The sequence below is a fragment of the Lentzea sp. JNUCC 0626 genome (assembly GCF_043632865.1).
Taxonomy (GTDB): Bacteria; Actinomycetota; Actinomycetes; order Mycobacteriales; family Pseudonocardiaceae; genus Lentzea.
Genome location: NZ_CP171635.1, coordinates 3,279,352 through 3,304,176, shown reverse-complemented (window position 1 = coordinate 3,304,176; position 24,825 = coordinate 3,279,352). Strand labels below are relative to the sequence as shown.

The window sequence follows — 24,825 nt, the reverse complement described above, 5'->3', positions numbered from 1 at the left end:
CGTTGTGCAAATTTGCGCAATGGGCAACGTACACCCGCTAGGCTGGACGGCATGGAGACCCTCACCACTCGCCGCGAGCACAAGAAGGCGGTGACCAGGCAGGCGCTGGCCGGAGCGGCGTTGCGGCTCGCAATGGAGCACGGCCTGGACGGCGTGACGGTCGAGGACATCGCGGACGAGGCGGGCGTCTCGCGCCGGACGTTCTCCAACTACTTCACCAGCAAGGAGGACGCGGTCCTCGACGCCGACCGCCAGCGCATGCGGGCCCTCGTCACGCTCGTGCAGGCCCGGCCGGAGCACGAATGCGCCTGGCAGGCCCTCCGCGCGTCGACCGCCGACCTCTACCGCGACCGGCCGCTCCCGGACGTAGAGTGGATGGCCCAGCTCCGGCTGCTGCGCCGGCACCCGTCGCTGCTCGCACGACAAGCAGGGGACCAGGTCGCGCTCGAACGCGACCTGACCGCCGTCCTCGTGCTCCGTGAACCCGACGAGGAGGTCGCCCGCCTGATGGCCGCGACCTTCCTCGCCACGATCCGCACCGGCATCGCCCTGTGGCTCGAAGGCGGGGGCAAGCAGCAGTTGCCCGGCCTCGTCGACCGCCTGCTCGGGCGCGTCGTGGTTCAGGGCACGTAGACCTGACCGGTCTGCCGTCCCTCGATCGACCGCACGTACGCCCGCGTGACCTCGGCCAGCGGCACCGGCTTCAGGCCGGGGAAGAAGTCGCCGTACGCGTCGAGCGACTCGGTGAAGACCGTGGGGCTGATGGCGTTCACCCGCTTCGGCGCGATCTCGACGGCCGCCGTGCGCACCCACCCCTCCAGCGCACCGTTGGCCAGCGCGGCCGCGGCACCGCCGGGCACGGCCTCCCGCGCGAGCATGCCGGTGATCAGCGTGAACGAGTCGGTGACGTGCGCGAGCCCTTCGCGCACCAGCAGGATCTGGGGGAGCACCTTGCCGGTCATCGCGGCGCCGTAGTCCTCGACGGTCAGGTCGCTCACCGGCCCGAACGGGATGTGCCCCGCGGCCGAGGCGACGGCGTCGAACGGCCCCGCCGTCCGGTACATCTCGGCCACCTGGGCCGGGTCGGACACGTCGTACCGCAAGTCGCCCGACGTGCGGGAGACGGTGACGACGTCGTGCTTGCGTTCCACGAGCTCCGAGTGCAGTGCGGTGCCCAACGTGCCGGAAGCTCCAACGAGCAAAATCCTCATGACCCCGACGCTAGGTGCGTTTCCGGAGCTTGAGAAATGCCGTTCTTGCAGCACTTATACTCGGCGGTTATGAATGTCGAGCTGCGTCACCTGCGGGCGCTCGCCGCGATCGGCGACCACCTGTCGATCACCGCGGCGGCCGGGGCGCTGCACGTCACCCAGCCTGCGCTGTCCCGCACGCTCGAACAACTCGAACGCCGCGTCGGCGTCAAGCTCGTCGACCGCACCACCCGCCACGTCGCGCTGACCGAACCCGGCCGCCGCCTGTGGGAGCACAGCCACCGCATCCTCGCCTCGCTGGACTCCGCACTGGCCGAAACCGCTGCCCCGCAACCACTCCGGCTCACCTTCGCCTGGGCCGCGCTGGGCAGCTACACCACGCCGTTCCTGCGCGAGTGGCGAGCGGAACACCCCGAGACCGACGTTCGCATCCACCAGTCCGAAGACCCGGTGGCAGCGCTGCGCAAGGGCGACGCGGACGTGGCCATCCTGCGCACGCTGCCCGACCAGCCCGGCGTCGACCACGTCGCGATAGCCGAGGAACCCCGCGTAGTGGCGCTGGCGACCGACCATCCACTTGCGACACGAGAATCGTTGGCGCTCAAGGATCTCGTCCACGAGAACGTCGCGGTGTGCGAGATGTCAGCAACCAGCTCGGCCGAACTCTGGCCGGAAGGCGACCGCCCGCGCACGCTCGACGTGCCAGGCGCAGTCGAGTGGATCACGGCGATCGCGGCCGGCACCACGGTAGGCGTCACCACGGCCGGGTCGAGCCACGACTACCCGCACCCCGGCGTGACCTACCTGCCGCTGACCGACGCGGGCATGATCACCGTGCACCTGGCGTGGCCGAAACCGGCGGCTCACCCGGCGACGGAGGCGTTCCTGGACCTGGCACGGCGCCATCTGGCCGCCACAACCGCAACTGGAGCATCGCCGCGAACCGCGCGTCAGCCGAACTGAGATCGATCTCCCCGACCTCACCGAGCCGCCGCAACCGATACCGAAAGGTGTTGGGGTGCACGAACACCGCGGCCGACGCGGCCGTGACGTCCCCGAACGCGTCAAGCCATGCGGCCAGCGTCTCGACCAGGCTGGTTCCGTTCTTGCGGTCGTAAGCCACCAGCCGCGCAACGGGCCCGGTCAACACGTCCCCGCGCTCGGCGATGAGATCAGCCAACTCCAGCAACAACCCCTCACCGTGCACATCGGACACTCGCGCCACCGGCAACGCCGCCCGCCCGGCCCGCAACACGCGCAACACCAGATCCGCACCAGCCCGCGACCGGGCCAACGAGAGCCCGTCCGCCACCTGACCAACGCCGATGAGCACCTGATGCCCAACGCGAGCCTGGAAATCGGAGGCGATGCCCAACGCCCGATCCTCCGACACAGGCAAGATCGCGTAGGCGACGTCGCCCACCAAAGCCGCCGCCGCACGCGGATGCACCGCCGTCAAATGCATGGCCAACGCATCAGCCACCTGACGACGTTCGCCCAACAACCGAGCGTGCGCGGCCGGATCATCGCCGTGCGAGTGAGCCAGCACCAACGCCACCACAACGCAAGCCTGATCCGACAACCCCAACCGCCGCACCGCCTCCGCCGCCCCGGCACCCCCTTCGACAGCCGTGGACACCAGATCCGCACGCAACCGCCGTTCGACATCGGCCCCAGCCCGCTGCCGCATGAGATGCAACGCCACCAGCTTGGCCGCATCCCGAAACGCCGCAGAACCCTCCACCGACAACGGCTCCCGCACCGCCGCCCAAATCGACCCGAGCAACTCGTCCCCGGCCCGGCAAGCCACCGCAACCCGAGGCAGGCAGAACGTGCCGTCCTCCTCAGGCAACCCCTCGACGTGCACAGGCTGATCACTCCGATGCAGGTGCTGAAACACCCCGCGCTCGGCAAGCAACCGCGAGTACCTCTCAGGCACCTGCCGCCCCAGAATCGTCTGCACCCGAGACGGATCCGCCTCGTCCTGCCGCCCAGAAAACGCGAGCACCCGCGAACTGCGATCCTCGATCGTCACCGGCGCATCGATCAACGACGCCACCGCGTTGGCCAGCGCGAACAGATCCCCGGACGGCACCCCACCCAGCGTCTCCGACGGATCAGGCTCCAACAACGACCGCAACAACGCGGCCAACTGCGTCCACGAAGCCCCAGGCGCAAGACCGAGCAACACAACACCGGACCGATCAACGGCCTCCGCAAGCTCGTCCGTGACCACCACCGGCCCACGCACGACAAGCGCCGCCGCCCCGGCCAGCCTGCCGAGCAACTCCGCCGGATCCCGCACACCGACACCCAGCACCAGGACGTCCGGTGGCACCGGGTCGTCATCGGGGTCGTGGATGACGACGCCGCCGACGACCCGCCCGGGATCGCCGCGCACGAGGTCGATCACCGTGGTGCCGAGGTCGTCCAGCACGCGGGTCAGTCCTGTCATCCCACCACTCTGCCCACCGCCCACTGAGGAATCCAATCGACACCAAGGCATTCACAGCCCGCTCACCAACCCGGTGATCCCCTCCACGACCTCGATCAACAGGACGCAGAACTGCAGCGCGACAAAACAGACGAGAACGACCCGCGACGGTCGACGGGGCTGGCGCGATCGCTTGGTCACCGTGATCACCTCTCTGCGGCATTAGGTGCCCACAGATAACCGCGCACCCGCCCTGACCAGGTACTCCGCACGGTTCCTCCCGTCCGGAGGAACCGTTTAGAGCCAAAGCCAGGAATACTCGACCGCCATGTACGACGGTCCCCTCGACGACGTGGCGATCAACGCGAGAACGAAGAGCGGCAGGCTGCTGACAGGTCGCAAACTGGCCAACAGCCCGGTAGTCCGAGCATGCCTGGAAGGCGGCAGACGCCTGGCCGAACGAGAACTCCTGGGCCAGGTCGGCGACGAGCACCTGCACCGCCCACTGCGAACCCTGACCCGGGAAAACATCGCCGCCGAAGCAGAACTGATCTTCACCGAGGCAGAGGCAAGACGCGACGGCCACACCGCCCGCGCACTCTTCGGCTCACCACCAGACTGGAAGAAGGCCAAAACCAGGCCCTCGGTAGGCACCACGAAGGACCCGTGGCCCACCCTCGCCCTCTACATGGGCGACCTGGTCAGGTACGCACTGCTGGACCGCTACTCGCTCACCGAAGGCATGCTGGACAACGCCACCCGCACCCAACTGCGCGAGGCGCCGTCCTTCAGCGCCATGGTGGACAAGGTCGCCTACGAGGACATGAAGATCGTCTACGCCGACGAGACCTCAGCACGCTTCCAATACCTCGCCACCGGCCTGGCCGACTTCCACGAACAGATCAGAGAGGCGCTCGCCGGCGTCTACGAACACTCCTTCCACTACTGGCGGGACGTGTACGCCGAGATCCTCGAAGCCCGCGGCGTCTCACTGCGCCCAGGCATCACCCTCGACGAGCTCACGATGATGCTGACCGGCATGGCCCAGGGCCTGAGCCTGCGTCACATCGGCGCCACCGGCGGCAAGGTGATCGACCACCACGGCCGCTGCTCCGTGCTCGGCAAGGCCACCCAGATCCTCATCGCCGGTGCCATCGATCCGGGAGACGGCCGAGAGGTCGCCGCCGTCGTCGACGAACTCATGGCCGTGCGAGTCCCGTCCGGAGGGGAGCGCCCGAAGCCGTCGCGGTTCCGCGCCTGGATCGAACGGCTCAGGAAGTGATGACCCGGTCGTGCGTGCCGCCCGGCGGCGTCCGGACTCGTACAGGGAGGGGTCCCGGGGCGGCAGGCCTACGGTGCCCTGCATGAGTTCCTCTGCCGCCCGGACCCCGCTGGCACGGGCGCTGGGCAGGGCCGGTTTCGGTGGGTTGCCGTTGGAGATCTGGGTGGCGATCGCCAACGGGTGGTCCGCTGGAGGGCCGCGGATCAGCGCCGCCGATGCGAAAGAATTCGCCCGCGCGCACCCGGAGGTGGTGCAGTCCTACGAGACAGCCGACGGCGCCCGGTACGACCGGCCGGCGCGCATCGGACCTACGACCGTGGGCGACACCTTGGCCTCGCTCGCCGAGTTGGACGCGGAGACGTCGTCAGCCGAGCGTGCGGATGCCATCGCGCTGGAACTGGTGGCACTGCTGAAGAAGCCGTCGCCGGATCGCGGCGTGGCCGAGTTTCTTCGGCGTAGCGTGCCTGATGAATGCGCTTACGGCACGGGCAAGGCCATCGAGGCCCTCCGCGCGCTGGCAGGAATTTCGGAGATCGACAGCCTGCTGGGCACTGCGCTGTTCAAACGCGCCCGACGTGTGTCCCCGAACGACCAAGTCAGCCTGTTGCGCGAGGCGATGTCCCTGTTCCAGGCACACGGCGACCTCGCTGCGGTGGCGGAGACCCGCGCGGCGCTCGCCGACGCGCTCGAAAAGTCCGGCAGTCCGCATGCCGCTGTCGTCGAACTGGAGCGGGTGCTGACCGAGTATCGATCGCTTGCGCCGCAGAACGAGTTCTACGGGCGCTCCATAGGTGTCGCGCTGTTGAACCTCGGCAGGTTGTACGAGGTGACCGGGCGCCGAAAAGAGGCCAAACAGGTCACCAAAGCCGCGATCGCCGAGTTCCGGTGGGGCGCATCGGGCGACCGTCACACCCTGGCCAATCTGTCCCGCGCCAAAGATCAGTTGAGCCGGCTTCGGTGGCGCCGCTGAGGCATGATCAGCGTTGAGCCGACGATCGTGTGAGAAAAGGCCTCACGTCGAGCGCGGCAGTGCTTCTTCGAGGCAGCGCACCGCAGGCGTCAAGGCTTCGCGGACTGTGGCGAACACGGCCTCGGCGGTCGTCGGTGTCTCGTGGAAGGCGTGGTGCTCCACGGCCACGCGCAGGGCCACGTTGATCATGGCGGCGTGCAGGCGGGTCGACAGGTCGTCGGCGGACGTGCCCAGGCGGTCCGCTAGCACCTCGGCGAAGACCGGTTCCGCGTCGGCGTGGGCCTGCGTCCACACGGTGCGCAGGGAGGGCTCTGTCCTGGTGAGGCGCACCAGGTCGAGTTGGGCGGACAGGTGGCTGATCAGCCGGCCGCTGTCGCGCTGCATGTCGTCGAGGAGTCCGTCGACGCCCTGTTCGGTTCGCCAGGTCCGCAGGCTGTGCGCCATGGCGTCGATTCCTGTGGTGAGCAGGGGGAGGACGCAGTTCTCCTTCGAGGCGGTGTAGCGCCAGAGCGTGCGCAGGGAGATGCCCGCCGCAGCCGCGATCTCCTCGGCCGTCGTCGCGGAGACTCCCTTCTCCGCGAACAGGCGCACCGCCTCCCGGGCTATCTCCAGCCTGGTCTCCGCCTTGCGGCGCTCGGTCAGCGGCGGCCTTCCCGACCGCACGGAGCTCGGCTTGTCCACCTCTGCACCCTACCATTTACGGCACGCTGTGCCTTTATGGCGTACCGTGCCATTAAGTTCTCGGCGATCGGTGGAGGAAGACAGCAATGGGCGAGTTCGAGGGCAGCAGCGTGGTGGTGACCGGAGCCGGGTCGGGTATCGGCAAGGCGGCGGCGCTGCGTTTCGCGCGGGAAGGCGCGAACGTCGTGGTCGCCGATCTGAATGAGGACTCGGCACGGGCCGTGGTCGCTGAAATCGAGGCGGCGCAAGGGAAAGCGGTCGCCGTCGTGGGTGACCTCAGCGAGAGCGCGGTGATCGACCGGGTCGTGTCCGTCGCGGTCGAGACGTTCGGCGGGGTGGACGTGCTGGTCAACAACGCCGCGGTGATGGACGGGATGTCGGCGCCCGCGGACGTGTCCGACGAGGAGTGGGAGCGGGTCCTGCGGGTGAACCTCACGGCGCCCTTCCTGCTGACTCGGGCCGTGCTGCCTCTCATGCTCGCGAAGGGCAAGGGTGCGATCGTGAACACGGCGTCGGAGGCCGCGTTGCGCGGTAGTGCCGCGGGGACGGCGTACACGGTGTCCAAGCACGGCATCGCCGGGCTCACCAAGTCCCTTGCCGTCATGTACCGCGAGAAGGGCATCCGCACCAACGCCATCGCCCCCGGTGGCACGCTGACCGGCATCGGCGCGGGCCTCAACGTCGACCCGGCCGCGCACGGGCCGCAGATCGTCGGCCGGTACGCCCACAACTTCGGCCGCGTCGCCGAGGCTGACGAACAGGCGGCGGTCATCGTGTTCCTCGCCTCCGACGCCGCGAGCAACATCAACGGCGCCGTCCTGCCCGTGGACAACGGCTGGGCGGCTGTCTGACGCCGCAAGGGCTGGGTGCACAGGGCACGCGGGCGATCACTCCGTGTAGGTTTAAGTCAGTCAATTGATTTAAACGGGCGTCGTGCCGGAGAGGCGCGGCGCCGTGAAGAGAGGGCGGGAATGGCGGCACTCGAACCCTTGGGGACCCCTGACGAGTGGGGATTCGACCCCGAGGCCCTGCGTGAGCGCTACCAGGTGGAGCGGGACCGGCGGATCCGGCCGGACGCCGGAGAGCAGTACGCGCGAGCGGAGGCGGAGTTCGGCTACTACGCCGAAGACCCTTATGCAGAACCAGGTTTCACCAGGGAGTCCGTGCGCGACCGGGTGGACGCGGTCGTCATCGGAGGCGGATTCGGCGGCCTGCTGGCGGGGGCACGGCTGCGACAGGCAGGCCTGGAGCGCATCCGGATCATCGAGAAGGGTGGTGACTTCGGCGGCACGTGGTACTGGAACCGGTATCCGGGCATCCACTGCGACATCGAGTCCTACGTCTACCTGCCGCTGCTGGAGGAGGTCGGGTACCTCCCGCGGTCGAAGTACGCGCCGGGCGAGGAGATCCGGCAGCACGCGATGGCGATCGGCAGGAAGTTCGACCTGTACGCGGACGCCTTCTTCCAGACCGGCGTGCGGGACCTGCGCTGGGACGACGGCGAGTGGGTCGTGCGCACCGACCGCGACGACGAGGTCCGCGCGACGTACGTGGTGGTGTCCAACGGAACTCTCGACCACCCGAAGCTGCCGCGCATCCCCGGCATCGAGGACTTCATCGGGCACACGTTCCACACCAGCCGCTGGGACTACGGCTACACCGGAGGTGACGCGAACGGTGGCCTCACCGGCCTCGCGGACAAGCGCGTCGCGGTGATCGGCACGGGCGCCACCGCCATCCAGGTCGTACCGCACGTCGGACGTGACGCCGGGCGCCTGTACCTCTTCCAGCGCACGCCCTCCTCGGTCGACGTGCGCGGCAACCGGCCCACCGACCCGGAGTGGGCGGCGTCGCTCGAGCCGGGCTGGCAGACCCGGCGCCGGGAGAACTTCCAGGCTGTCGTGACGGGACACGACGTCGACATCGATCTGGTCGACGACGCGTGGACGGCGAGTGGCCGGCTGCTGGGCAAGATCGTCCCGACGGACGCGAACGCGCATCTGGAACCGGCGGAGTGGGAACGGATCGAGGAGCACCTCGACTTCCGCAAGATGAACGAGTTGCGCATCAGGGTGGGCGAGGTCGTCGAGGACCCGGCGACCGCCGAGTTGCTGAAGCCTTGGTACCGCTACGGCTGCAAGCGGCCGACGTTCAGCGACGAGTACCTGCCGACGTTCAACCGCCCCAACGTGACCGTCGTCGACACGGCCGACCACGGCGGCGTCGAGCGGATGACCGAGAACGCGATCGTCGTCGGTGGCGTCGAGTACGAGGTGGACTGCGTCATCTTCGCCACCGGCTTCGCGGTCGGCATGTCGGACGTGATGACCGGACGCCTGCCTGTCTTCGGTAGGGATGGCGTGAACCTGTTGCACTCGTGGGCCACCGGCGGGATCCGCACGCTGCACGGCTTCAGCAGCAACGGTTTCCCGAACCTCTTCCACCTCGGGTCGTTGCAGAACGCTCCGTCGGTGAACTTCACGCACGTGCTGGACGAACAGGCCGTGCACATCGGCGAGGTGGTGGCGGAGGCCCGCCGGCGCGGGGTGAAGTGCGTGGAACCGACCGCGGACGCCGAGCGGGCGTGGGTGGAAACGGTGCGCGCGAGCTCCCCGGACCGTGGGCGGTACGACGCCGAGTGCACTCCCGGCTACTACAACGGTGAGGGCAGGGCACGGGGGCCACGGCAGACGTACGGGCCCGGTCCCGCGGCCTTCCACCAGTTGCTGCGCGACTGGCGCACCGGCGACGGCATCGACGAGGTGCTCGGCGATGCGGGCTGAGGGCCGGTACGGGGACACCAGAACTCCGCGCTCTGGCACCAGGTCCGTCGAGCGGCTCACCCCGCCCAGCCCGTTGTGGGGCTCGAACGGTGTCGCGTTCGGACCCGACGGGCGGCTGCACGTCGCGCAGTTCGTGGCCGGCCGGATCAGCGCGGTGGACCTCGCCTCCGGTGAGGTGGAGACCGTTGTGGAGATGGACGGCCCGGTGCAGTCGCCGGACGACCTCGCTTTCGGTGCCGACGGCTCGATGTACATCACGGACCTCGTGCCCGGACGGGTGTGGCGACGCAGCCCGGACGGCGAGTTCACGCTCGTCGCCGACGACGTCGTGCAGCCCAACGGGATCGCGTGCGCCGGCGACAGGCTGTTCGTCAACGAGATGCGCGTGGGTGGCCGCGTGCTGGAACTCTTCCCCGGCGGCGGAGAACCCGTGGTCCTCGCGGAAGGCCTGGCGTTCGGCAACGCCATGCAGCTCGGACCGGACGGCTACCTCTACTACCCGCACATGATCACCAACGAGGTGCACCGCGTGTCCCCGGACGGCGGGCCGCCGGAACTGGTGGCGCGGGACGTCCACCAGCCGGTCGCGGTCCGCTTCGACCTGGCCGGGGTGCTCACCGTCGTGTCGCGCGGTGCCGAGGGCATCGTCACGCGGATCGACCTCGGCTCCGGCGAACGCGCGGTCGTACCCGGCGAACTGTCCGGAATGGACAACGCCGCGTTCGACGCGGAGAACAGGATGTTCGTCTCCAGCTTCGCGGCGGGCGGCATCGCGGAGCTGGCGCCGGACGGGCGTGCGAGGGTGATCGTGCCGAAGGGCCTCGTCGGTCCCTACGGTGTGGCGGTCGACCAGGCCGGCACGGTGTACGCGGCGGACAACTTCCGGCTCGCCACCGTCGCGGACGGCGAGGCACGCACCCAGGAACTGCTCGCGTCGAGTCATGGCGTCGCTGCAGATGGCGCTGGGCAGGTGCACGTCACCTCCCAGTCAGGTGCCGTGCGCACGTACGACCCGGAGCAGCGCGTGTTCCGGAACCGGGCGGACCTCGCCCGGCCGGGTGGTGCCGCGGTGCGCTCCGACGGGGTGCTCGTGGTGGCGGAGACCGGCGCGGGCCGTGTGGTCGGTATCGACGAGGAGGACGGTCTCACCGTGCTCGCCGACGGGATGCACACCCCGGTCGACGTCGCGTTCGACGCGGATGACCGTTGCTACGTAAGTGATGAGGGGCGCGGTGTGGTTCTCCGCGTCGAGGATGGCGGTGTGGTGCCGGTGGCGGTGGGGTTCGAGCGACCGCAGGGCATCGCGGTGAGCGGCGACGAGCTCTTCGTGGTGGAGGCGGGGAATCGGCGGCTGGTGTCGATCGATCTGGTCACCGGGGAACGCCGTGTCGAGGCCGAGGACTTGGCGGTCGGCCTGCCGCCGGGTGTGACGCGAGTCCAGCCGGAGTCGTCAGGGCACGGCGCCGCGGTGCCCTCGCCGTTCGCCGGAGTCGCGGTGGGGCCGGACGGCTCGCTCTACGTCTCGGCGAACGGCGAGGGCAGTGTGCTGCGCCTGCGACGTTAGTCCTCTTTGGACACGTCGAGGCTCGTGCGCAACGTCACCGGTTCGAGCAGGACGGCGGCGACGACGCCGAGCACCGCGACGCCCGCCGAGATGGCGAAGACGGTGCCGGTCGCCTCACCGTAGGCGGCCGGCACCGCCAGGCCCGCCGCGGTGTGGCCGGCCACCTGACGCGCGAGCACCGCGCCCAGCACGGTGACGCCGATGGTGCCGCCGAGCGAGCGGAAGAACGACACCGTCGCGCTGGCGGCACCGATGTCCGCGAGCGGGACGGCGTTCTGCACGACGAGCACGAAGTTCTGCAGGGTCATGCCGACGCCCGTGCCGATGAGCACCATCGGGAACGCGACGAGGACGAGCGGTGTGCGCTCGTCCAGGAACGCCAGGCAGGCGAACCCGGCCGCGAGACTCACGGCCCCGGCCACGAGGTAGGGCTTGATCCGACCTGTCCTGCTGAGCAACCGCCCGGCCACGACGGAGGAGACCAGGATGCCGGCCATCATGGGAATGGTCAGCAGGCCTGCTTCTGTCGGCGTGTGGCCACGGCTGACCTGGAAGTACTGGCTCAGGAACACCGCGGCGCCGAACATCGCGGTGCCCGCGGAGAGACTGCCCAGGACGGCGAGCGCGGTGGTCCGTCGCGTGATGATCCGAGGCGGCACGAGCGGTTCTGCCACTCTCGTCTCCACCCACGCCGCGAGGCCGAGCAGCAGCACGCTGCCGCCGACCATGGCTGCCGTCTGCCAGGAGATCCAGGCGAACGCGTCGCCGACGAACGAGATCCAGATCAGCAGGACGCTCACGCCGGCGGTCAGCAGGGACGCTCCCCAGTAGTCGATGCGGACGTTCTCCTTGCGCGACAGGGGAAGCCGCAGCGTGAGCTGGAGCATGACCAGTGCCGCCAACGCGAACGGCACCCCGACGAAGAAGCACCAGCGCCAGCCCAGCCACGACGTGTCGACGAGGACACCGCCGAGCAGCGGCCCGCCGATCGTGGACAGCGCGGTGACGCTGCTCAGGTAGCCCGCGTACCTCCCGCGTTCGCGGGGCGGGATCATCGCGCCGATGGCGATCTGGACCAACGCCTGCACGCCTCCGACGCCGACGCCCTGCAGGGCGCGCGCGGCGATGAGCTGGCTGCCGTCCTGGGCCAGACCGGCCGCGACCGAGCCGACGAGGAAGATCACCGTGGCGGCCTGGACCAGGGACTTCTTGTCGAAGAGGTCGGCGAGTTTGCCCCAGATCGGCGTCGTGACGGTCGTGGTGAGCAGGGTGGCGGTGACGACCCACGTGTACTGGGTGGGGGAGCCGTGCAGATCGCCCATCATCCGGGGAAGCGCGGTGGCCACGACCGTGCTGCTCAGGGTGGAGACGAACAGGGCGAGCAGCAGGCCGGTGAGGGACTTCAGGACTGTCCGCCGGGAGGGGGCGGTGATCGTGCTCATCTGCTCATGTTAAATCAATTGATTGACTTAATTGAGGTTGGGTGTGCTGGCCCGCCCGGGAAGCTGTAGTGGATCTATCGGCTTGCTGGCGCCAGGTACAGGCCTGCGAGTGCGTCGATCAGGCCGGTCGCCACGACGTCCCAGATGTCCGTGCTGTTCTCCGGCAGGTTCTGTTCCCGCCGGGCGCACATGTGCACGATCAGGGCCCTTGCCATCTCGTCCCGCTCGGCGAGCACCTCGGGTGTCAGGCCGGGGAGGCAGCGGTGCAGCTCGTCGGTGATCGTGTGCTGCAACGGCGTCTGTCCCATGTCGACGAGATCGAGTTCGCGCAGCTTCGGTTCCGTCATGAGCTGGACGACGAAGCGGGCATACCAGCTGTTCGACCCCAGCGAAGCGAGGTGGTGGGTGTACGGGAGGACGACGCAGGCGAGCCAGTCGCGCAGTTCGGTACTGCCGGCGTGCTCCGCCACGGCCTTCTCGCGCATCCGCTCCACCGGCTCGCTGTGCCGCAGGTAGATCGCCCGGACGAGCTCGGCCTTGCTGCCGAAGTGGTAGCTGACCGCCGTGTTGTTGCCCAGGCCCGCCTCGTCGCTGATCTGCCGGTTGGAGACCGAGAAGACACCGTGCTCGGCGAACATGCGCTCGGCGGTCTCGAGGATGCGTGCCCTCGTGTCTTCTGGCGTCTTGCTGCGCGTCATCCCTGGAGCTTTCCGGCCGGCCGTGCCCGGCGCCGTGCCGGACTGCTGACCGGCAGGATAGTCGGCATTGTGCGGTTACCTGCTCCGGTGTCCGAGCTGAGTCGCGCCTGGGAGGTCGCCGGTTCAGGGGTCAGGGAACCTCAATCGTTTCTGTTTCGTCCGATCTGACGACCTGCAACCATTTGCTGTCGTGGCTGAACGCGATATCGTTGAAATCAGATATCTCGCGGGACAACCGGAGGCAGTTGGGCCGCGCCAGATAAGCCTTCTCGCGCCTGGATTTGACCACGACGATGAGCTGACCGTCCGGCGACAGTGCTATCACCCTGTCCCATTCGTCCGTGTCATGGCACAGCTTTTCCCGGCGCTCCAGTGACCACAGCGCACCGTTCGCGGACAGGAGTGTGCCGTCGGCGCTGAACTCGACGTGGCCTCCGGTGAGCGAATTGCCGTGGCGGAGCGGCTCGCTGACCGGCGTCAGCGTTCGTGCGTTCCACAGGCGTGTGGACGCGTACGTCTCCAGCGCCAGCACGTCGGGGTCGATCGGGTGGAACCTGGCGCTCAGGACTCTGTTGGGGCCGTCGGGGTCCCACACGTCCGCTTCGTCAGGCACTGGCAGATCACCGATCGGCCTGTTGGCGCGCAAGTCCCACACCATGTTGTCCGCCACCAGAAGTGTGGCGTCCTTGTTGAAGGACAGGCCTCTGGTCAGCAGCGCGTTGTCGCGGACCCTTCGGCCGTCCGGCACCGTGGCCACCTCGGCCTCGCGATCGACGTCGTAGACCTTCACCTCGTCCTGCATCGCCACGGCAGCCAACTTTCCGTCATCGCTGATCGCCACCCTCGACGCGGACGGGCTGTTGCCGAGTTTCGCGATGGTGTGGCCTGCGTGGTCCAGCACCGGCACAGGACCGGAAGTGACGCCGATGACGTACCTGCCACTGGGGCTGTAGACCACAAGACTGCCCCCGTAGTTCGGGTTCCATCGAAGAAGGGGCCCGTTGAACAACGTGAACAGCCCGATCATCGCGGCTGCGACCAGCACGGTGAAAAGGGCCAAGCCCCAAGGAACCTGAGTTCCGCGTCGCCTGGGCGGCGTCGGCGTTGGAACCTTCGCGACGACCGGTGCCGATCGGTCCACCTTCACGGCGTTGCGCGCGAGAGCCAGGTTCTGGCTGGTGCCCGTTCCCCGCTGTCTCGGCTGCGGCAGGCCCCGCTTCACCGCGGTGCGCACCAACTCCTGGTGAATCCGTCCCAGCGTCAGCAACGGCGGGGCGTCCGGCAACCCGTTGCCGAGCAACTCCAGCAGCATCCCGGTGAACGCGGTGTGCCTGGCCCCCGCCGGTGCCAGCGCCACCGCGTTCGGTGGTGTTGCGGCCAGCACGTAGGTGCCCTCGACCTCGAGCTGCCCGATCACGTCGCCCGCCATGTCGTCGACGACCCGCCCGCTGAAGCAGCAGTCCAGGATCACCACCCTGTTCGCGGCCGGGCTGTGGTTCAGCGTGTCCCGCACCAGGTCGTAGGCCAGGGCACTGACCTGCAGCTCGTCCGGATCGGTGTCGGTCAGTCCGAGGAACAACTCGTTGCGAGGCCCCACCCGTCCGTGGCCGGCGAAGTACACGAACAACGTGTCCTCGGCGGCCATCGCACTGTCGCGCAAGGAACGAAAGACCGTCCGCACGTCCCTGGTGTTCGCCGCGACCACGCAGTGCGCGGGATCGAGCCAGCCCAGCGCGGGGTCGGTCAGCACCGCCTGCAGATCGTCGAGGTTCTGCCTGACCGCGGGCAGAGGGGGAAGCTCCGGCGACCGGTAGTGCGACGTGCCGATCAGGACCGCGCACGAGCGGCTGTGGTCAGGAAGCATCACCGGGTTCCATCACCTCTCGGATCAACGCCTCGGCGTCCTTGACCCGCTTGGCGTTCAGCGTGACCTTCTTCCCGTCCGGCCCCGTGATCGTCAGCGTCACGTCGGACCGCCGTTGCACCAGCCACGTGGTCACGGCGCGCGCCAACACCGACGCCAGTGGCACTGCCGCGCCGGCGGCCACGACCAGCTCTGTCGCCACACCCATCTCATCCGGCGCCACCTCGCCACCAACCGCCGTGACGCGGCCGCGAAGCTCAGGTTCCGCGTTGAGCCACTCGCGCAACAACGGCAGCTCGTCGCCGTCCACGGCAATCCGGACCGAAGGCGTCATGCGAGCCATGATGGCCGAGAGATCGCCGCTAACGTGCTTCAACGGCACCAAATGCGGCCGAACGGGCGCCCGGGACGGCCACGGGTGACGTCGCCGGGTCAGGCGCGGTTCAGCACGTCGAGCATCTCGTCCAGTGCCCTGAGCTGGTCCGGGCTCAGCCGCTCGAAGATCGACCGCAGCACCTCGCGGCCCGCCTGTTCGCCGGTGGCGAGGGCGAGCACGCCTCGTTCGGTCGCGGCGACCACCTTCGCTCGTTTGTCGGCGGGGTCCGGGGAGCGTTCGACCAGGCCGTCGCGTTCCATCGTCTCGACGGCCTGGGTGATCGACCGCGCGGCCATGCCCAGCTCGGCGGCCAGTCGCGTCTGCTTGACCGGGCCCAGTTCGGCGAGCACCTGCAGGACCTTCGTCCTGGCAAGGGAAACGCCGCCGCCGGCCATGTGCTCGTCCACCGCCCTGCGGATCTTCGCGGACGTCGTGAGGTAGTGCAGGCCCGTGTCGGCCGCGTTCGTGCGGGGCGTCATTCGTGAGGTACCTCAGCGTTGTGGCAGTATTGAGGTACCTCACGATATAGGAGAGTCATGACCACCGCTGTCATCACCGGTGCGACGCGCGGTCTGGGCAGGCTCGTCGCGCTCGACCTGGCCCGCCGGGGCATCGACCTGGGCGTGGTCGCCCGCAGTGCCGCCAAGGTGGACGAGCTGCGCGCCGCGATCGGTCCGGGCGTCACCGTCACCGCGTTCGTCGCCGACCTGTCCTCGCTGCGGGAGGTCCGCCGCGCCGCCGAGGCCGTGGACGCGCACTACGACCGCATCGACGTGCTTGTCAACAACGCGGGGATCCACGCGTTCAGCCCGCGCCTCACCGCGGACGGCCTGCCCGAGATGACCGCGGTGAACTACCTGGCGCCCTGGGTGCTGACGAACGCGTTGCGCGCCAAGCTGATCGCGTCGTCCGCCCGCGTCGTCACCGTCGCGTCCGAGGCGTCGAGGCAGGCCCGCGGCATCGACCCGGCGACCGCGCTGACGTCGGCCTCCCACTACGGCCGCACCAAGTTGATGGACATCATGTTCAGCCAGGAGCTCGCGCGCCGGCTGGCCGGCACCGTGGTCACGTCGAACTGCTGCGACCCCGGCTTCAACACCACCGGTCTGGGCAGGGAGCTGCCGTTCGCGGGCGTGCTGGAGAAGGTGCTGCACGCGGTGCGGGTCGGCGACCCGGCCAGGGGCGCCTCGATCATCGCCCGCCTCGCGACCGACCCCGCGTTCGACGGCGTCACCGGCGGCTACTTCTCGGTCAGGGAAGCCAAGTCGTTGCGGTGCCCGGAAGCTGGTCGTGACGAGGCAGTGCAACGCGCGCTGTGGGAGGCCACCGAGGAACTCCTGGCAGGACTGGACGTCGCCGGGTGAGGTGCGACCGCCGGCTCAGACCATGGCGTTCCCGCTCGCGGTCTGCTCGGCCGGCACGTAGGGCTGGACCACGTCCCAGTGCTCGACGATGCGGCCGTTCTCGAAGCGGAAGATGTCGACGATCGCCGCATCGCCCTCGGGCAGCCAGCCGCTGACCCGGCTGTGCGCGATCACGAAGTCGCCGTCCTCGAAGATCCGTTCGGGCTGCCAGCGGAATCCGACGAGCGACGGCACCGCGGCGCGCAGCCCGTCGAGCCCGTTGGGCAGATTCGGGCTGTGCTGGACGTAGGGCTCCGCCCAGTACCGGTCGAGCGCGGTGACGTCCTTCTCCTCGAAGAGCTCGCGCATCGCGGTGCGGAGGACTTCCTTGTTCGACATGGCCGTACTCCTCGTGGTGCTGCTCGGTGTTGGCGACGACGGTCGGGCAGGGGTCAGAGCGTGTAGCCGCCGTCGGCGGTCAGGCTCGCGCCGGTGATGTACCGGGAGTCGTCGCCGGCGAGGAACGCGATGAGGCCCGCGATCTCGGCCGCGTCGCCGACGCGGCGCAGCGGGCTGCCGGCCGCGAGCTGGTCGAGCGCCCCGGCGTTGAGGTCGGTGTCGATCGGGCCGGGCTGGACGTTGTTCACCGTGATCCCGCGGGACGCGAGGTCCAGTGCCACGCCCTTGACCATGCCCGCCACCGCGGTCTTGGTGAGCTGGTAGACGCTGGCGCCGGGGGTGCCGGTGCGGATCGCGACGTTGCTGCCGATCGTGATGACGCGGGCGCCGTCCACCAGATGCGGCACGGTGGCCTGGATCGCGAGGAACACGCCGCGGACGTTCACGGCCAGCATGAGGTCGAGGTCTTCCAGGCTGACGGTGTCGATGGTCCCGGTGCGCAGGACGCCGGCGTTGACCACGACGACGCCCAGCTCGCCGAAGTGCTCGACGGCCTGGTCGACCGCCGCGCGCAGGGCCGTGGGATCGGCGCTGTCGGCCTGCACGGCGAACGCGCGGCCGCCGTCGCGTTCGACCGCTTCGACCAGGTCCTGCGCTTTGCCGGGGCTCGTGTTGTAGGTGAACGTCACCGCGTGGCCCTCGGCGGCCAGCCGGGCGACCGCTGCCGCCCCGATCCCGCGGGACCCGCCGAAGACGAGGGCGGCCGGACGGAGGGACCGGGAAGTGCTGCTGCTCATGGGAAATCCCTTTCTGGACAGATCAGTCAATAATTAGGGCACGACAAATGCGCTGCCGTGCCCGGGAAGTGTCAGGAGCGGGCGGCGAGACGGTCGACCGCGAAGTCGGCCTGACGGCGCATGGACGCCACGTCGGCGCCGGCGCGGGCGGACACCTGCAGGCCGGTCATCGTGAGCAGCACGAACCCGGTGGCGTCGGCGACGTCGACCGACTCGTCGATCTCACCGAGGGCCTGAGCCGCCCGGATCCTGGTCGAGACCTCCTCGCCCAGGATCCGGTTGGTCCGGTCCCGCAGGCGCGCGAGTTCCGGGTCTGCGGGACCGAACTCGCTGACCGACCCGACTCCGAGGCAGCCCAGGGACCGCAGTTCGTCGTCTTCGGGGGCGATTCCGGCGAGGAGTTGCCGGATGCCTTCCAGCGGGGACTCGGCGTCGGTCAGGCGCCGCACGTGCCCGGCGACCGTGGTGTCCTGATAGGACTCCAGTGCCTCGAGGTAGAGCTTTCGCTTGTCCCCGAAGGCGTTGTAGAGGCTCTGCCGACCGATGTTCATCTCCTTGAGGAGGTGGTCGGTGGACGTGGCCGCGTACCCCTTGTCCCAGAAGACCTTGGTGGCCTTCTGCAGTGCCTCTGTCCGGTCGAACTCACGCGGTCGCGCCATGTCCCGAACTCTAGGAGGTTATGGATCGATCTGTCAAGAACGCCGGGGTGACACCGGTGCCGGCGGCAGTTCCCGGTCGCTGGCGGCGACCTGGGTGATCTTCGCCGTCAGCGGTGCCAGCAAGCGTGATGTGAACGCCCGATCGGCCAGCCGCCGCAGCCGCAGCCCGAACCGCGTGCGCGGGTAGGCGAACCGCAGGAGCCACCCCGGGAAGTTCTGCACGTCGTCGACCAGCGGCCGCATCCACTCCTCGTACGCCGCGAGCCCGTCCTCGATCCGCCCGGGCGCGGCCGTCGCGGCGGCCAGGACGTAGCCGCTGATGAGGGCCAGCGACGCGCCACCTCCGCCCATCGGGGTGACGCACCACGCGGCGTCACCGGCGAGGCACACCCGGCCGCGGTGCCACGCGGGCATCCGGATCTGGGTGAGCTGGTCGACGTACACGTCCTCGGAGACGTCGAACCCGTCGAGCACGCGGCGGCTCTCCCAGCCGGCATCGGCGTAGCGGTCGCGGAACCGGCTCAGTGCGTCGGCGCGGTCAAACCCGCCGAAGTCTCCCGTGCAGGCGAGCATCGCGCGCGTTGTGCCGTGGTTGTCCGGGCGCAGGTGGACCTGCCGTCCGCCGGTCGTCGTGTACCAGCGCCAGCGGGTGTCGTCGTTGGCAGTGCGGGGGATCGTGCCGAACACCATGGCGACACCGAGGTCGCGGCGCTCGACCTCGGCGAAGAGCAGATCGCGGGTGGTGGAGCGGACGCCCTCGGCGATCACGAGGAGGTCGGCGCGCAGACGACGGCCCGCGGCGGTGCTCACCGTGATGTGCTCGGAGCCGTCCTCGACGCCGGACACCGTGTCGCCGTAGACGATCTCGACCCCGTCCGGCAGGGCGCGCAGGATCGTGGCAGCGAAGTCGCCGCGCAGCACCTCCAGTTCGGCCGTCGCTCCGTCCGGGCCCGCGTCGGGCAGTTCCGCGAGCACCCGGCCCGACGAGTCGACGAACACCGTGCCCGTCTCGGTGGTGTTCTGCGCCTTGACCGCGTCGAAGAGTCCCATCCTGGTGAGGACGTCGCGGGCGGTGCCGCGGACGTCGACGTTCTGCCCGCCGTCGCGGAACGCTCCGGCGCGTTCCAGCACGGTCACCTCCCATCCGGTGCGCCGCAGCCAGAACGCGGCCGAGAGCCCGGCGATGCTCGCGCCGGAGATCACCGCGTGCCGTGTCGTCATGTGCCACTCCCCGCTGATAGCTTTGCAGCAAAGCTACTTCGCGCCGGAGGAGCATGCATGACAGACGCGGACCCGCTGGTGGAGAGCTGGTCACCGGCGCAGATCGAGGTGATGCACGGTCTGCGCGACTGGACGTTGGCGTTCACCGCGCTCAACCAGCACCTCGCCGCGTGGACGCGCCTGCCCGCCTCCGACGCGAACGCGCTGGGCCAGATCATCTGGGCGGCCGAGACGGGCGAGCCTCTCTCGCCGGTGCAGTTGGCCCGTCAGATCGGCATGACGACCGGAGCCACCACGATCCTGCTCAACCGGCTCGAGTCTGCCGGGCACCTCGTCCGCAGCCGCGAGAGCACCGACCGCCGCCGCGTCACCCTTAGACCCGCCCCGGCCGCACGCGAGCACGCCCGCCGCTTCCTCGCCGTCGCCGGCGCCGAGATCGCGGACGTGCTGCGCTCCACGTCACCGGCCGAGCTCCGCGTGGTCGCCGGGTTCCTGGACAGGATCACCGCAGCGGCTGACGAAGCGGGCAGGCGCCTCGACGCGCACCCGTGATCCTGCGCACGCCGGGCGGTGGCGAGAAGTTTGATCATCTTCTGAGTTCGTCCACGTGGGCGCCGAGGCGGGCTCTAGACTCGTGGTGACATTGCGTGGAGGATCCGTGACAGGTAGTCCTGATGAGCCCGTGGCAGGTGACGAACCCGTGGCAGGTGACGAACCCGTGGTGCCGCCGTCCGGGCCGCTGAAGCCACCACCCGTCGACAAGGCGTGGCTGGAGGTGGAGGACGTTCGCGGCGACGACCCGTTCGACGATCATGACCACGTCGGTGGCCGTGCGTGAGTGATCAGGGCAAGACCTACCAGACGTTCATCGAGACGGAACTCAAGGCCGAGCGCGAGAGGCGCACGGCTTTCGACGCCCGCGGTCAGGCCCTGATCACGACCTCGGGCGTGCTGGTCACCGTTCTCACCGGACTGGTCACGATCGTGCGCACCGGCACGACCACGCGGGTGCCGGTCGCGGCACAGGTCGTCGTGATCGTGGCGTTGGTGCTGTTCGTGGGTGCGGCGGTCTGCGGGATCGCCGCCGGCTGGAACCGGCACTACGCGGTCGCGACGCACCGAACTCTCGACAAGATGGTCGGGGTGCACTGGACCGACGACGAGGTGGACGCGCGCAACAACGTGGCCACCGTGCAGACGTTCACCATCGACACCCTGCGCCGCGGCAACAGGTTCAAGGCCAGGTGCGTGAGCGCCGGTCTGATCACGCAGGTGGTCGCGCTGACCGCGCTGGGTCTTGCCACGGCACTCGTCATCGGCGGTCTGTGACGGTGTTCGGCGAACGGGCCCGGTTGCGGCACGCCGCAGAGGTGGAACACCTGCTCGCCTCGGTGGTGCTGCACGGCGACAACGCGGGTTTCGACCGGCTGGTCAAGTTGCTCAGGAAGACGGTCGCCGAGCTCTCGCCGGACCACGTCGACCTTCCTCGTGAGCTGTGCAACCTCGCCACGGTCCTGCAAGTGAGGTTCGCCCGCCTGCGCGAACCGCAGTTCCTGGTGGAAGCCGTCGAGGTCGCGAGGCGTTCGCTGGATTCGGTCGCGGAGGACCACTCCGAGTACGCGGTGCACCTCTCCACGCTCGGAGCGGCTCTCGCGGCGAGCAGCGTGGTCTTCGGCGTGCCGGACGAACTGGACCAGGCGATCGAACTCCAGCGCCGAGCGGCCGAGCACGTACGGTGCGGCGACCCCTACCGCGCCACGGTCCTGGGCGAGCTGGCGGACGCGTTGCACGTGCGCGGCGAACGCGACGGTGACCCCGAGGACGTGGACTCGGCGCTGTCCTGCCTGACCAGAGCCATGGTCGTGCCGGCGATCAGCTCGGCCCAGGCGCTGGCACTGCAGTCACAGCGCGGACGTCTTCACCTCGCACTCTTCTCTTTGCGTGCTCAGGCGGGGGATGCCGAACTCGCCGTCGACGCGTACCAGTCGGTGGCGGACCTGACGCGGTCCGGCGACCCCGCCTACCCGAGCCGGGTGAGGGACGTCAGTCGCGCGCTGCTGGTCAGCGCTACGGCGACCTGGGACCTCACGTCGCTGGACGACGCGATCCGGAGCTGCCAGAGGATTGACGCCGCTGTGCAGGGTGGCCGGAGCGCCGAGTACCTGCTCGATTTCGGCGCGGCCGTGCTGAAGAGGTACGACCTGGCCGGTGAATTCGACGACGTCGAGTCCGCGATCCTGTTCAGTCGTGCGGCGATCGAGACCCTCCCGCCGTGGAGTCTCCTGCTGTCGCGAGCCGCAGGCGTGCTGGCGGACGCTCTGCTCGCCCGGTTCAGGATCAACGCCGATCGAGAGGACCTCGACGAGGCCATCGATCGCTTCCGCTGGGCGGTGGACGTTTGCCCGCCCCGCTCGAGCAAACGCGCCAAACTGCTGCACAGCCTCGGCACCAGCCTGGAGATGCGGTACAGCCATCAGAAGGACGCCGCTGACCTGGCTGAAGCGACCGAGGTATTCCGGGGTGCGGTCGAGTCGTCGAAGCCTTGGGATCCGAGCCTCTGGGAGTACCGGCTCGACGTGGCCCACGTCCTGCGACGACGGCGCGCCCTCGGTCAGATCGACATTTCGCTCCCGGATCTGGTGGACCTCTACCGCGCTGCGGCGCAGCACACTCCGGCAGGGCATCCGGCCCGGGCGGAGGTGCTGACCGAGATCGGTGCGGTGTTGCGGTGGTCCTACGTGGAGACCGGTGAGCTGGCGAAGCTGCGGGAGGCGGTGGTCTTCCACCGTGAGGCGCTCAGCCTGGCTGGCGAGGACAACCCGGTGCGCGGCAAGGTGCTCACCAATCTCGGCATGGTGTACGAGGTACTGCACCTTCGAACGGAGGACGAGCGCTACCTGACGGAGGCGATCGGGGCGTACCGCGAGGCGCTCGAAACGTTGCCTCCGGGCCGCTCCGACCGAACCTGGGAACTGCTCGGGGTCGGAAGCGCGCTGCTCGACCGCTACCAGCTGCGGAAGACGTGGGAGGACCTGACAGAGGCCGTCAACGTGCTCGGGCAAGCGGCAGGAAGGGTTTCGCCAGAAGACCCGCTGCTCGGACTCCTGGTCTCGCGCCTCGGCGACGCGTCGGTCACGGCGTTTGAGCACACTCGGGAACTCGTACACCTCGATCACGCGATCGAGGTGTACCGCGCCGCCCTGGTCGCGAACGCCGGAGACGAGCAAGGGCTGGGGCGGGTGCAGAGCGCCTTCGGATACGCGTTGCGCCTGCGGTACACGACGACGGGGGACGTCGCGGCTCTCGACGAAGCGATCCTGCTGGGGCGGGAGTCCGTTCGCCTCAGCGAGGAGCACTACGCCGATCACGTGCTCCGACGGGCGCATCTGGGAACTGCGCTCATGCTCCGTGCGGTCACGGCGCCGGGTGACGGGACGGGCGAGTTCCACGACGAGGGGATGGCAGTCCTCGCGGAGGCTGTGCGGTCGGAAACGGACTTCAGCGGGTACGGGATCTACGCGGGCAGGCTGCTGGCGGAGTGGGCCGCGCGGACACAGGACTGGCGAACAGCGGCCGACGCGCTGGCGGCGGCGATGGATCTGTTGCCCCAGTCGGTGTGGCTGGGCATGGACCGCGCGCAGCGGGAGAACAGGCTCGCGCGCTGGCAGGGCATGGCCTCGCGGGCGGCGGCGTTCGCGTTGGCCTCCGGTGACGTCCGGCGTGCGGTCGAACTGCTCGAACACGGGCGCGCCGTGCTCTGGTCCCAGATGCTGCAGATCCGGTCGGACTTCGCGGACCTGCGGGCACAGGACCCACACCTCGCCGAGCAACTGTCCGAGGTGGCGAGGCAGCTCGCCGACGCGCGCACTGCCGTCGGCTACTTCGACCCCGGCACCGGCAGGTTGATCGAGCCGGATTCGTTGCGGGGACTGGAACACCGCACCTATCTCGCGGAGGAGTGGCACCGGCTGGCCGAGACCGCCAGGACGTTGCCCGGTCTGGAATACCTCCTGCGAATCCCGCCGCTGGAGGCGCTCCAGAGCGGACTGCCGGACGGTGCGGTGGTGATCGTCAACGTCGACGACCTCCGGTGCGACGCGATCATCGTGACCCGCACGGCCTGCGAGCTCGTCGAACTGCCCCGGCTGTCCGGGGCCGATGTGTCCATCCACGCCGACCGGTTCGCCGATGCGCTCAAGAGCAGGGAGAAGGCGCCGCTCGTGCACGAGACGCTCGAGTGGCTCTGGGAGGCCGTTGCCGAGCCGGTACTGGCGCGTCTGGAGAGCCTTCGCATACCGCACGACCGGATCTGGTGGTGTCCGACCGGCCCGCTCACGGTGCTGCCTCTGCACGCCGCAGGCCGCCATGCCGCAGACGACGGCAGCACCGTGCTGGATCGGACCGTTTCTTCTTACACACCAACGTTGCGGTTGCTCGCTCACGGTCGAGCCGAAGACCGTGCGCACCCGGAGCGGACGATGCTGGTGGTCGGCCTGCCGGAGACCCCGGCGTTGCCGGGCAGGCGCAGGATGAAGGACCTGAAGTGGGTCGAGCACGAGGCCGCCCGCGTTGCGCCGCGGTTTCCCCACCGGTCGACGACCCGCATCGGAACCGAGGCGAACCGCGCTGCCGTTCTCGCGGATCTGCAGGAACACGCCTACGTGCACTTCGCTTGCCACGGTCTGCAGAACCTCGAAGACCCGTCGAACGCGTCCATCGAACTGCACGACGGCAAGCTGACCGTCGCGGACATCGCCGAGTTGCGGCTTCGAGGAGCGGCACTCGGTTTTCTCTCGGCCTGCCACACGGCCGCAGGATCCGGCCGTCTGCCCGACGAGGCGATCCACCTGGCGGCGGCGCTGCGGATGAGCGGGTACCAGCACGTTGTCGGCACGCTGTGGTTCATCTACGACGTCGTCGCGCCGGACGTCGCCGACACCGTCTACGAGATCATGACGGAATCCGGCGACCTGGACCTCACGAAGACCGCCCGCGCCCTCCACGCGGCGGTGCTCGAACTGCGAGAGCGTGACCTGAACTCCGGCAACCCGCGCGGTCCCGCGGTCTGGGCCCAGTACGTCCACATCGGACGGTGAGCCTG

The 24,825-nt window shown here is 69.2% G+C and carries 24 protein-coding genes and 1 pseudogene; 12 read left to right on the top strand and 13 right to left on the bottom strand.

The features are described from left to right. Positions 1–51 precede the first annotated feature (51 nt). Complete coding sequence (locus JNUCC0626_RS14405) at positions 52–633, top strand: TetR/AcrR family transcriptional regulator (protein ID WP_394620242.1); 582 nt, start codon at positions 52–54, stop codon at positions 631–633. Here the strand turns inward: JNUCC0626_RS14405 and JNUCC0626_RS14400 are convergent. Beyond that, positions 621–1,211: a short chain dehydrogenase gene (locus JNUCC0626_RS14400; protein WP_394620241.1), complete on the bottom strand. Its 591-nt coding sequence runs from the start codon at positions 1,209–1,211 to the stop codon at positions 621–623. The genes JNUCC0626_RS14405 and JNUCC0626_RS14400 overlap by 13 nt on opposite strands. 36 nt (positions 1,212–1,247) lie before the next feature. Here JNUCC0626_RS14400 and JNUCC0626_RS14395 point away from each other — a divergent pair. Beyond that, a pseudogene (locus JNUCC0626_RS14395) lies at positions 1,248–2,060 on the top strand (LysR family transcriptional regulator); the annotation flags it as partial. Here JNUCC0626_RS14395 and JNUCC0626_RS14390 read toward each other — a convergent pair. Both JNUCC0626_RS14390 and JNUCC0626_RS14385 read right to left on the bottom strand, forming a co-directional pair. Beyond that, positions 2,041–3,666 carry a PucR family transcriptional regulator gene (locus JNUCC0626_RS14390; protein ID WP_394620240.1) on the bottom strand — a complete coding sequence of 542 codons (1,626 nt, stop codon included), beginning with the start codon at positions 3,664–3,666 and terminating at the stop codon, positions 2,041–2,043. The pseudogene JNUCC0626_RS14395 and the gene JNUCC0626_RS14390 overlap by 20 nt on opposite strands. 51 nt (positions 3,667–3,717) lie before the next feature. Then, positions 3,718–3,846, bottom strand: coding sequence for a hypothetical protein (locus tag JNUCC0626_RS14385; RefSeq protein ID WP_394620239.1), 129 nt, complete (start codon positions 3,844–3,846; stop codon positions 3,718–3,720). Positions 3,847–3,973: 127 nt separating this feature from the next. On the opposite strand from JNUCC0626_RS14385, the gene JNUCC0626_RS14380 reads away from it, so the two are divergent. Together JNUCC0626_RS14380 and JNUCC0626_RS14375 are read left to right on the top strand one after the other, a co-directional pair. Further along, on the top strand, positions 3,974–4,927 hold the full coding sequence (locus JNUCC0626_RS14380) for a hypothetical protein (RefSeq protein WP_394620238.1): 954 nt from the start codon (positions 3,974–3,976) through the stop codon (positions 4,925–4,927). Between the two features lie 82 nt (positions 4,928–5,009). Then, entirely contained in the window at positions 5,010–5,897 is an 888-nt protein-coding gene (locus tag JNUCC0626_RS14375) for a hypothetical protein (protein WP_394620237.1), read from the top strand. Positions 5,898–5,939: 42 nt separating this feature from the next. Here the strand turns inward: JNUCC0626_RS14375 and JNUCC0626_RS14370 are convergent, their stop codons facing one another. Next, entirely contained in the window at positions 5,940–6,578 is a 639-nt protein-coding gene (locus JNUCC0626_RS14370; protein WP_394620236.1) for a TetR/AcrR family transcriptional regulator, read from the bottom strand. Positions 6,579–6,664: 86 nt separating this feature from the next. Between JNUCC0626_RS14370 and JNUCC0626_RS14365 the strand changes: the two genes are divergently transcribed. The 3 genes from JNUCC0626_RS14365 (at position 6,665) to JNUCC0626_RS14355 (ending at position 10,925) form a co-directional block, all read left to right on the top strand. Next, positions 6,665–7,429 (top strand): SDR family NAD(P)-dependent oxidoreductase, encoded by a 765-nt coding sequence (locus JNUCC0626_RS14365; protein WP_394620235.1) that lies wholly within the window; start codon positions 6,665–6,667, stop codon positions 7,427–7,429. 120 nt (positions 7,430–7,549) lie between these two features. Further along, complete coding sequence (locus tag JNUCC0626_RS14360; RefSeq protein ID WP_394620234.1) at positions 7,550–9,361, top strand: flavin-containing monooxygenase; 1,812 nt, start codon at positions 7,550–7,552, stop codon at positions 9,359–9,361. Further along, positions 9,351–10,925 carry a hypothetical protein gene (locus JNUCC0626_RS14355; protein WP_394620233.1) on the top strand — a complete coding sequence of 525 codons (1,575 nt, stop codon included), beginning with the start codon at positions 9,351–9,353 and terminating at the stop codon, positions 10,923–10,925. Before JNUCC0626_RS14360 ends, JNUCC0626_RS14355 begins: the two co-directional genes overlap by 11 nt. On the opposite strand, the gene JNUCC0626_RS14350 is transcribed toward JNUCC0626_RS14355, so the two are convergent. From JNUCC0626_RS14350 to JNUCC0626_RS14330, 5 genes are all read right to left on the bottom strand, one after another. Next, the gene (locus JNUCC0626_RS14350; RefSeq protein WP_394620232.1) at positions 10,922–12,367 is read right to left on the bottom strand and encodes an MDR family MFS transporter; all 1,446 of its coding nucleotides are present in this window, start codon (positions 12,365–12,367) and stop codon (positions 10,922–10,924) included. The two genes, JNUCC0626_RS14355 and JNUCC0626_RS14350, sit on opposite strands and share 4 nt — an antisense overlap. 74 nt (positions 12,368–12,441) lie before the next feature. After that, positions 12,442–13,065 carry a TetR/AcrR family transcriptional regulator gene (locus JNUCC0626_RS14345; RefSeq protein ID WP_394620231.1) on the bottom strand — a complete coding sequence of 208 codons (624 nt, stop codon included), beginning with the start codon at positions 13,063–13,065 and terminating at the stop codon, positions 12,442–12,444. A gap of 130 nt (positions 13,066–13,195) precedes the next feature. Continuing rightward, complete coding sequence (locus JNUCC0626_RS14340) at positions 13,196–14,929, bottom strand: caspase, EACC1-associated type (protein ID WP_394622035.1); 1,734 nt, start codon at positions 14,927–14,929, stop codon at positions 13,196–13,198. Beyond that, complete coding sequence (locus JNUCC0626_RS14335) at positions 14,919–15,263, bottom strand: effector-associated constant component EACC1 (RefSeq protein ID WP_394620230.1); 345 nt, start codon at positions 15,261–15,263, stop codon at positions 14,919–14,921. The genes JNUCC0626_RS14340 and JNUCC0626_RS14335 overlap by 11 nt, the downstream gene beginning before the upstream one ends. Before the next feature lie 98 nt (positions 15,264–15,361). Next, a complete protein-coding gene (locus JNUCC0626_RS14330) occupies positions 15,362–15,784 on the bottom strand; it encodes a MarR family winged helix-turn-helix transcriptional regulator (RefSeq protein ID WP_394620229.1) in 423 nt (140 codons plus the stop codon). A gap of 57 nt (positions 15,785–15,841) precedes the next feature. Here JNUCC0626_RS14330 and JNUCC0626_RS14325 point away from each other — a divergent pair, with 57 nt between their 5' ends. Continuing rightward, complete coding sequence (locus tag JNUCC0626_RS14325; RefSeq protein WP_394620228.1) at positions 15,842–16,669, top strand: SDR family NAD(P)-dependent oxidoreductase; 828 nt, start codon at positions 15,842–15,844, stop codon at positions 16,667–16,669. A gap of 15 nt (positions 16,670–16,684) precedes the next feature. Here JNUCC0626_RS14325 and JNUCC0626_RS14320 read toward each other — a convergent pair whose 3' ends face one another. From JNUCC0626_RS14320 to JNUCC0626_RS14305, 4 genes are all read right to left on the bottom strand, one after another. Then, positions 16,685–17,047: a nuclear transport factor 2 family protein gene (locus JNUCC0626_RS14320; RefSeq protein ID WP_394620227.1), complete on the bottom strand. Its 363-nt coding sequence runs from the start codon at positions 17,045–17,047 to the stop codon at positions 16,685–16,687. Between the two features lie 53 nt (positions 17,048–17,100). Further along, entirely contained in the window at positions 17,101–17,844 is a 744-nt protein-coding gene (locus tag JNUCC0626_RS14315) for an SDR family oxidoreductase (protein WP_394620226.1), read from the bottom strand. A gap of 71 nt (positions 17,845–17,915) precedes the next feature. Next, the gene (locus JNUCC0626_RS14310; RefSeq protein ID WP_394620225.1) at positions 17,916–18,503 is read right to left on the bottom strand and encodes a TetR/AcrR family transcriptional regulator; all 588 of its coding nucleotides are present in this window, start codon (positions 18,501–18,503) and stop codon (positions 17,916–17,918) included. Positions 18,504–18,536: 33 nt separating this feature from the next. Beyond that, positions 18,537–19,724, bottom strand: coding sequence for an FAD-dependent monooxygenase (locus tag JNUCC0626_RS14305; protein ID WP_394620224.1), 1,188 nt, complete (start codon positions 19,722–19,724; stop codon positions 18,537–18,539). A gap of 57 nt (positions 19,725–19,781) precedes the next feature. On the opposite strand from JNUCC0626_RS14305, the gene JNUCC0626_RS14300 reads away from it, so the two are divergent. The 4 genes from JNUCC0626_RS14300 (at position 19,782) to JNUCC0626_RS14285 (ending at position 24,820) form a co-directional block, all read left to right on the top strand. Next, entirely contained in the window at positions 19,782–20,276 is a 495-nt protein-coding gene (locus JNUCC0626_RS14300) for a MarR family winged helix-turn-helix transcriptional regulator (RefSeq protein ID WP_394620223.1), read from the top strand. A gap of 148 nt (positions 20,277–20,424) precedes the next feature. Next, complete coding sequence (locus JNUCC0626_RS14295; RefSeq protein ID WP_394620222.1) at positions 20,425–20,562, top strand: hypothetical protein; 138 nt, start codon at positions 20,425–20,427, stop codon at positions 20,560–20,562. Beyond that, positions 20,559–21,053 carry a hypothetical protein gene (locus JNUCC0626_RS14290; protein WP_394620221.1) on the top strand — a complete coding sequence of 165 codons (495 nt, stop codon included), beginning with the start codon at positions 20,559–20,561 and terminating at the stop codon, positions 21,051–21,053. The genes JNUCC0626_RS14295 and JNUCC0626_RS14290 overlap by 4 nt, the downstream gene beginning before the upstream one ends. 2 nt (positions 21,054–21,055) lie before the next feature. Continuing rightward, positions 21,056–24,820, top strand: a complete 3,765-nt coding sequence (locus JNUCC0626_RS14285) for a CHAT domain-containing protein (protein WP_394620220.1) — start codon at positions 21,056–21,058, stop codon at positions 24,818–24,820. Positions 24,821–24,825 lie beyond the last annotated feature (5 nt).

Coding starts and splice junctions, on each gene's coding strand:
- JNUCC0626_RS14305 (WP_394620224.1), bottom strand. CDS start 19,724: ATGACGACACGGCACGCGGTGATCTCCGGCGCGAGCATCGCCGGGCTC.
- JNUCC0626_RS14350 (WP_394620232.1), bottom strand. CDS start 12,367: ATGAGCACGATCACCGCCCCCTCCCGGCGGACAGTCCTGAAGTCCCTC.
- JNUCC0626_RS14400 (WP_394620241.1), bottom strand. CDS start 1,211: ATGAGGATTTTGCTCGTTGGAGCTTCCGGCACGTTGGGCACCGCACTG.
- JNUCC0626_RS14300 (WP_394620223.1), top strand. CDS start 19,782: ATGACAGACGCGGACCCGCTGGTGGAGAGCTGGTCACCGGCGCAGATC.
- JNUCC0626_RS14390 (WP_394620240.1), bottom strand. CDS start 3,666: ATGACAGGACTGACCCGCGTGCTGGACGACCTCGGCACCACGGTGATC.
- JNUCC0626_RS14405 (WP_394620242.1), top strand. CDS start 52: ATGGAGACCCTCACCACTCGCCGCGAGCACAAGAAGGCGGTGACCAGG.
- JNUCC0626_RS14320 (WP_394620227.1), bottom strand. CDS start 17,047: ATGTCGAACAAGGAAGTCCTCCGCACCGCGATGCGCGAGCTCTTCGAG.
- JNUCC0626_RS14345 (WP_394620231.1), bottom strand. CDS start 13,065: ATGACGCGCAGCAAGACGCCAGAAGACACGAGGGCACGCATCCTCGAG.
- JNUCC0626_RS14380 (WP_394620238.1), top strand. CDS start 3,974: ATGTACGACGGTCCCCTCGACGACGTGGCGATCAACGCGAGAACGAAG.
- JNUCC0626_RS14360 (WP_394620234.1), top strand. CDS start 7,550: ATGGCGGCACTCGAACCCTTGGGGACCCCTGACGAGTGGGGATTCGAC.
- JNUCC0626_RS14335 (WP_394620230.1), bottom strand. CDS start 15,263: ATGACGCCTTCGGTCCGGATTGCCGTGGACGGCGACGAGCTGCCGTTG.
- JNUCC0626_RS14315 (WP_394620226.1), bottom strand. CDS start 17,844: ATGAGCAGCAGCACTTCCCGGTCCCTCCGTCCGGCCGCCCTCGTCTTC.
- JNUCC0626_RS14365 (WP_394620235.1), top strand. CDS start 6,665: ATGGGCGAGTTCGAGGGCAGCAGCGTGGTGGTGACCGGAGCCGGGTCG.
- JNUCC0626_RS14330 (WP_394620229.1), bottom strand. CDS start 15,784: ATGACGCCCCGCACGAACGCGGCCGACACGGGCCTGCACTACCTCACG.
- JNUCC0626_RS14310 (WP_394620225.1), bottom strand. CDS start 18,503: ATGGCGCGACCGCGTGAGTTCGACCGGACAGAGGCACTGCAGAAGGCC.
- JNUCC0626_RS14325 (WP_394620228.1), top strand. CDS start 15,842: ATGACCACCGCTGTCATCACCGGTGCGACGCGCGGTCTGGGCAGGCTC.
- JNUCC0626_RS14375 (WP_394620237.1), top strand. CDS start 5,010: ATGAGTTCCTCTGCCGCCCGGACCCCGCTGGCACGGGCGCTGGGCAGG.
- JNUCC0626_RS14340 (WP_394622035.1), bottom strand. CDS start 14,929: ATGCTTCCTGACCACAGCCGCTCGTGCGCGGTCCTGATCGGCACGTCG.
- JNUCC0626_RS14355 (WP_394620233.1), top strand. CDS start 9,351: ATGCGGGCTGAGGGCCGGTACGGGGACACCAGAACTCCGCGCTCTGGC.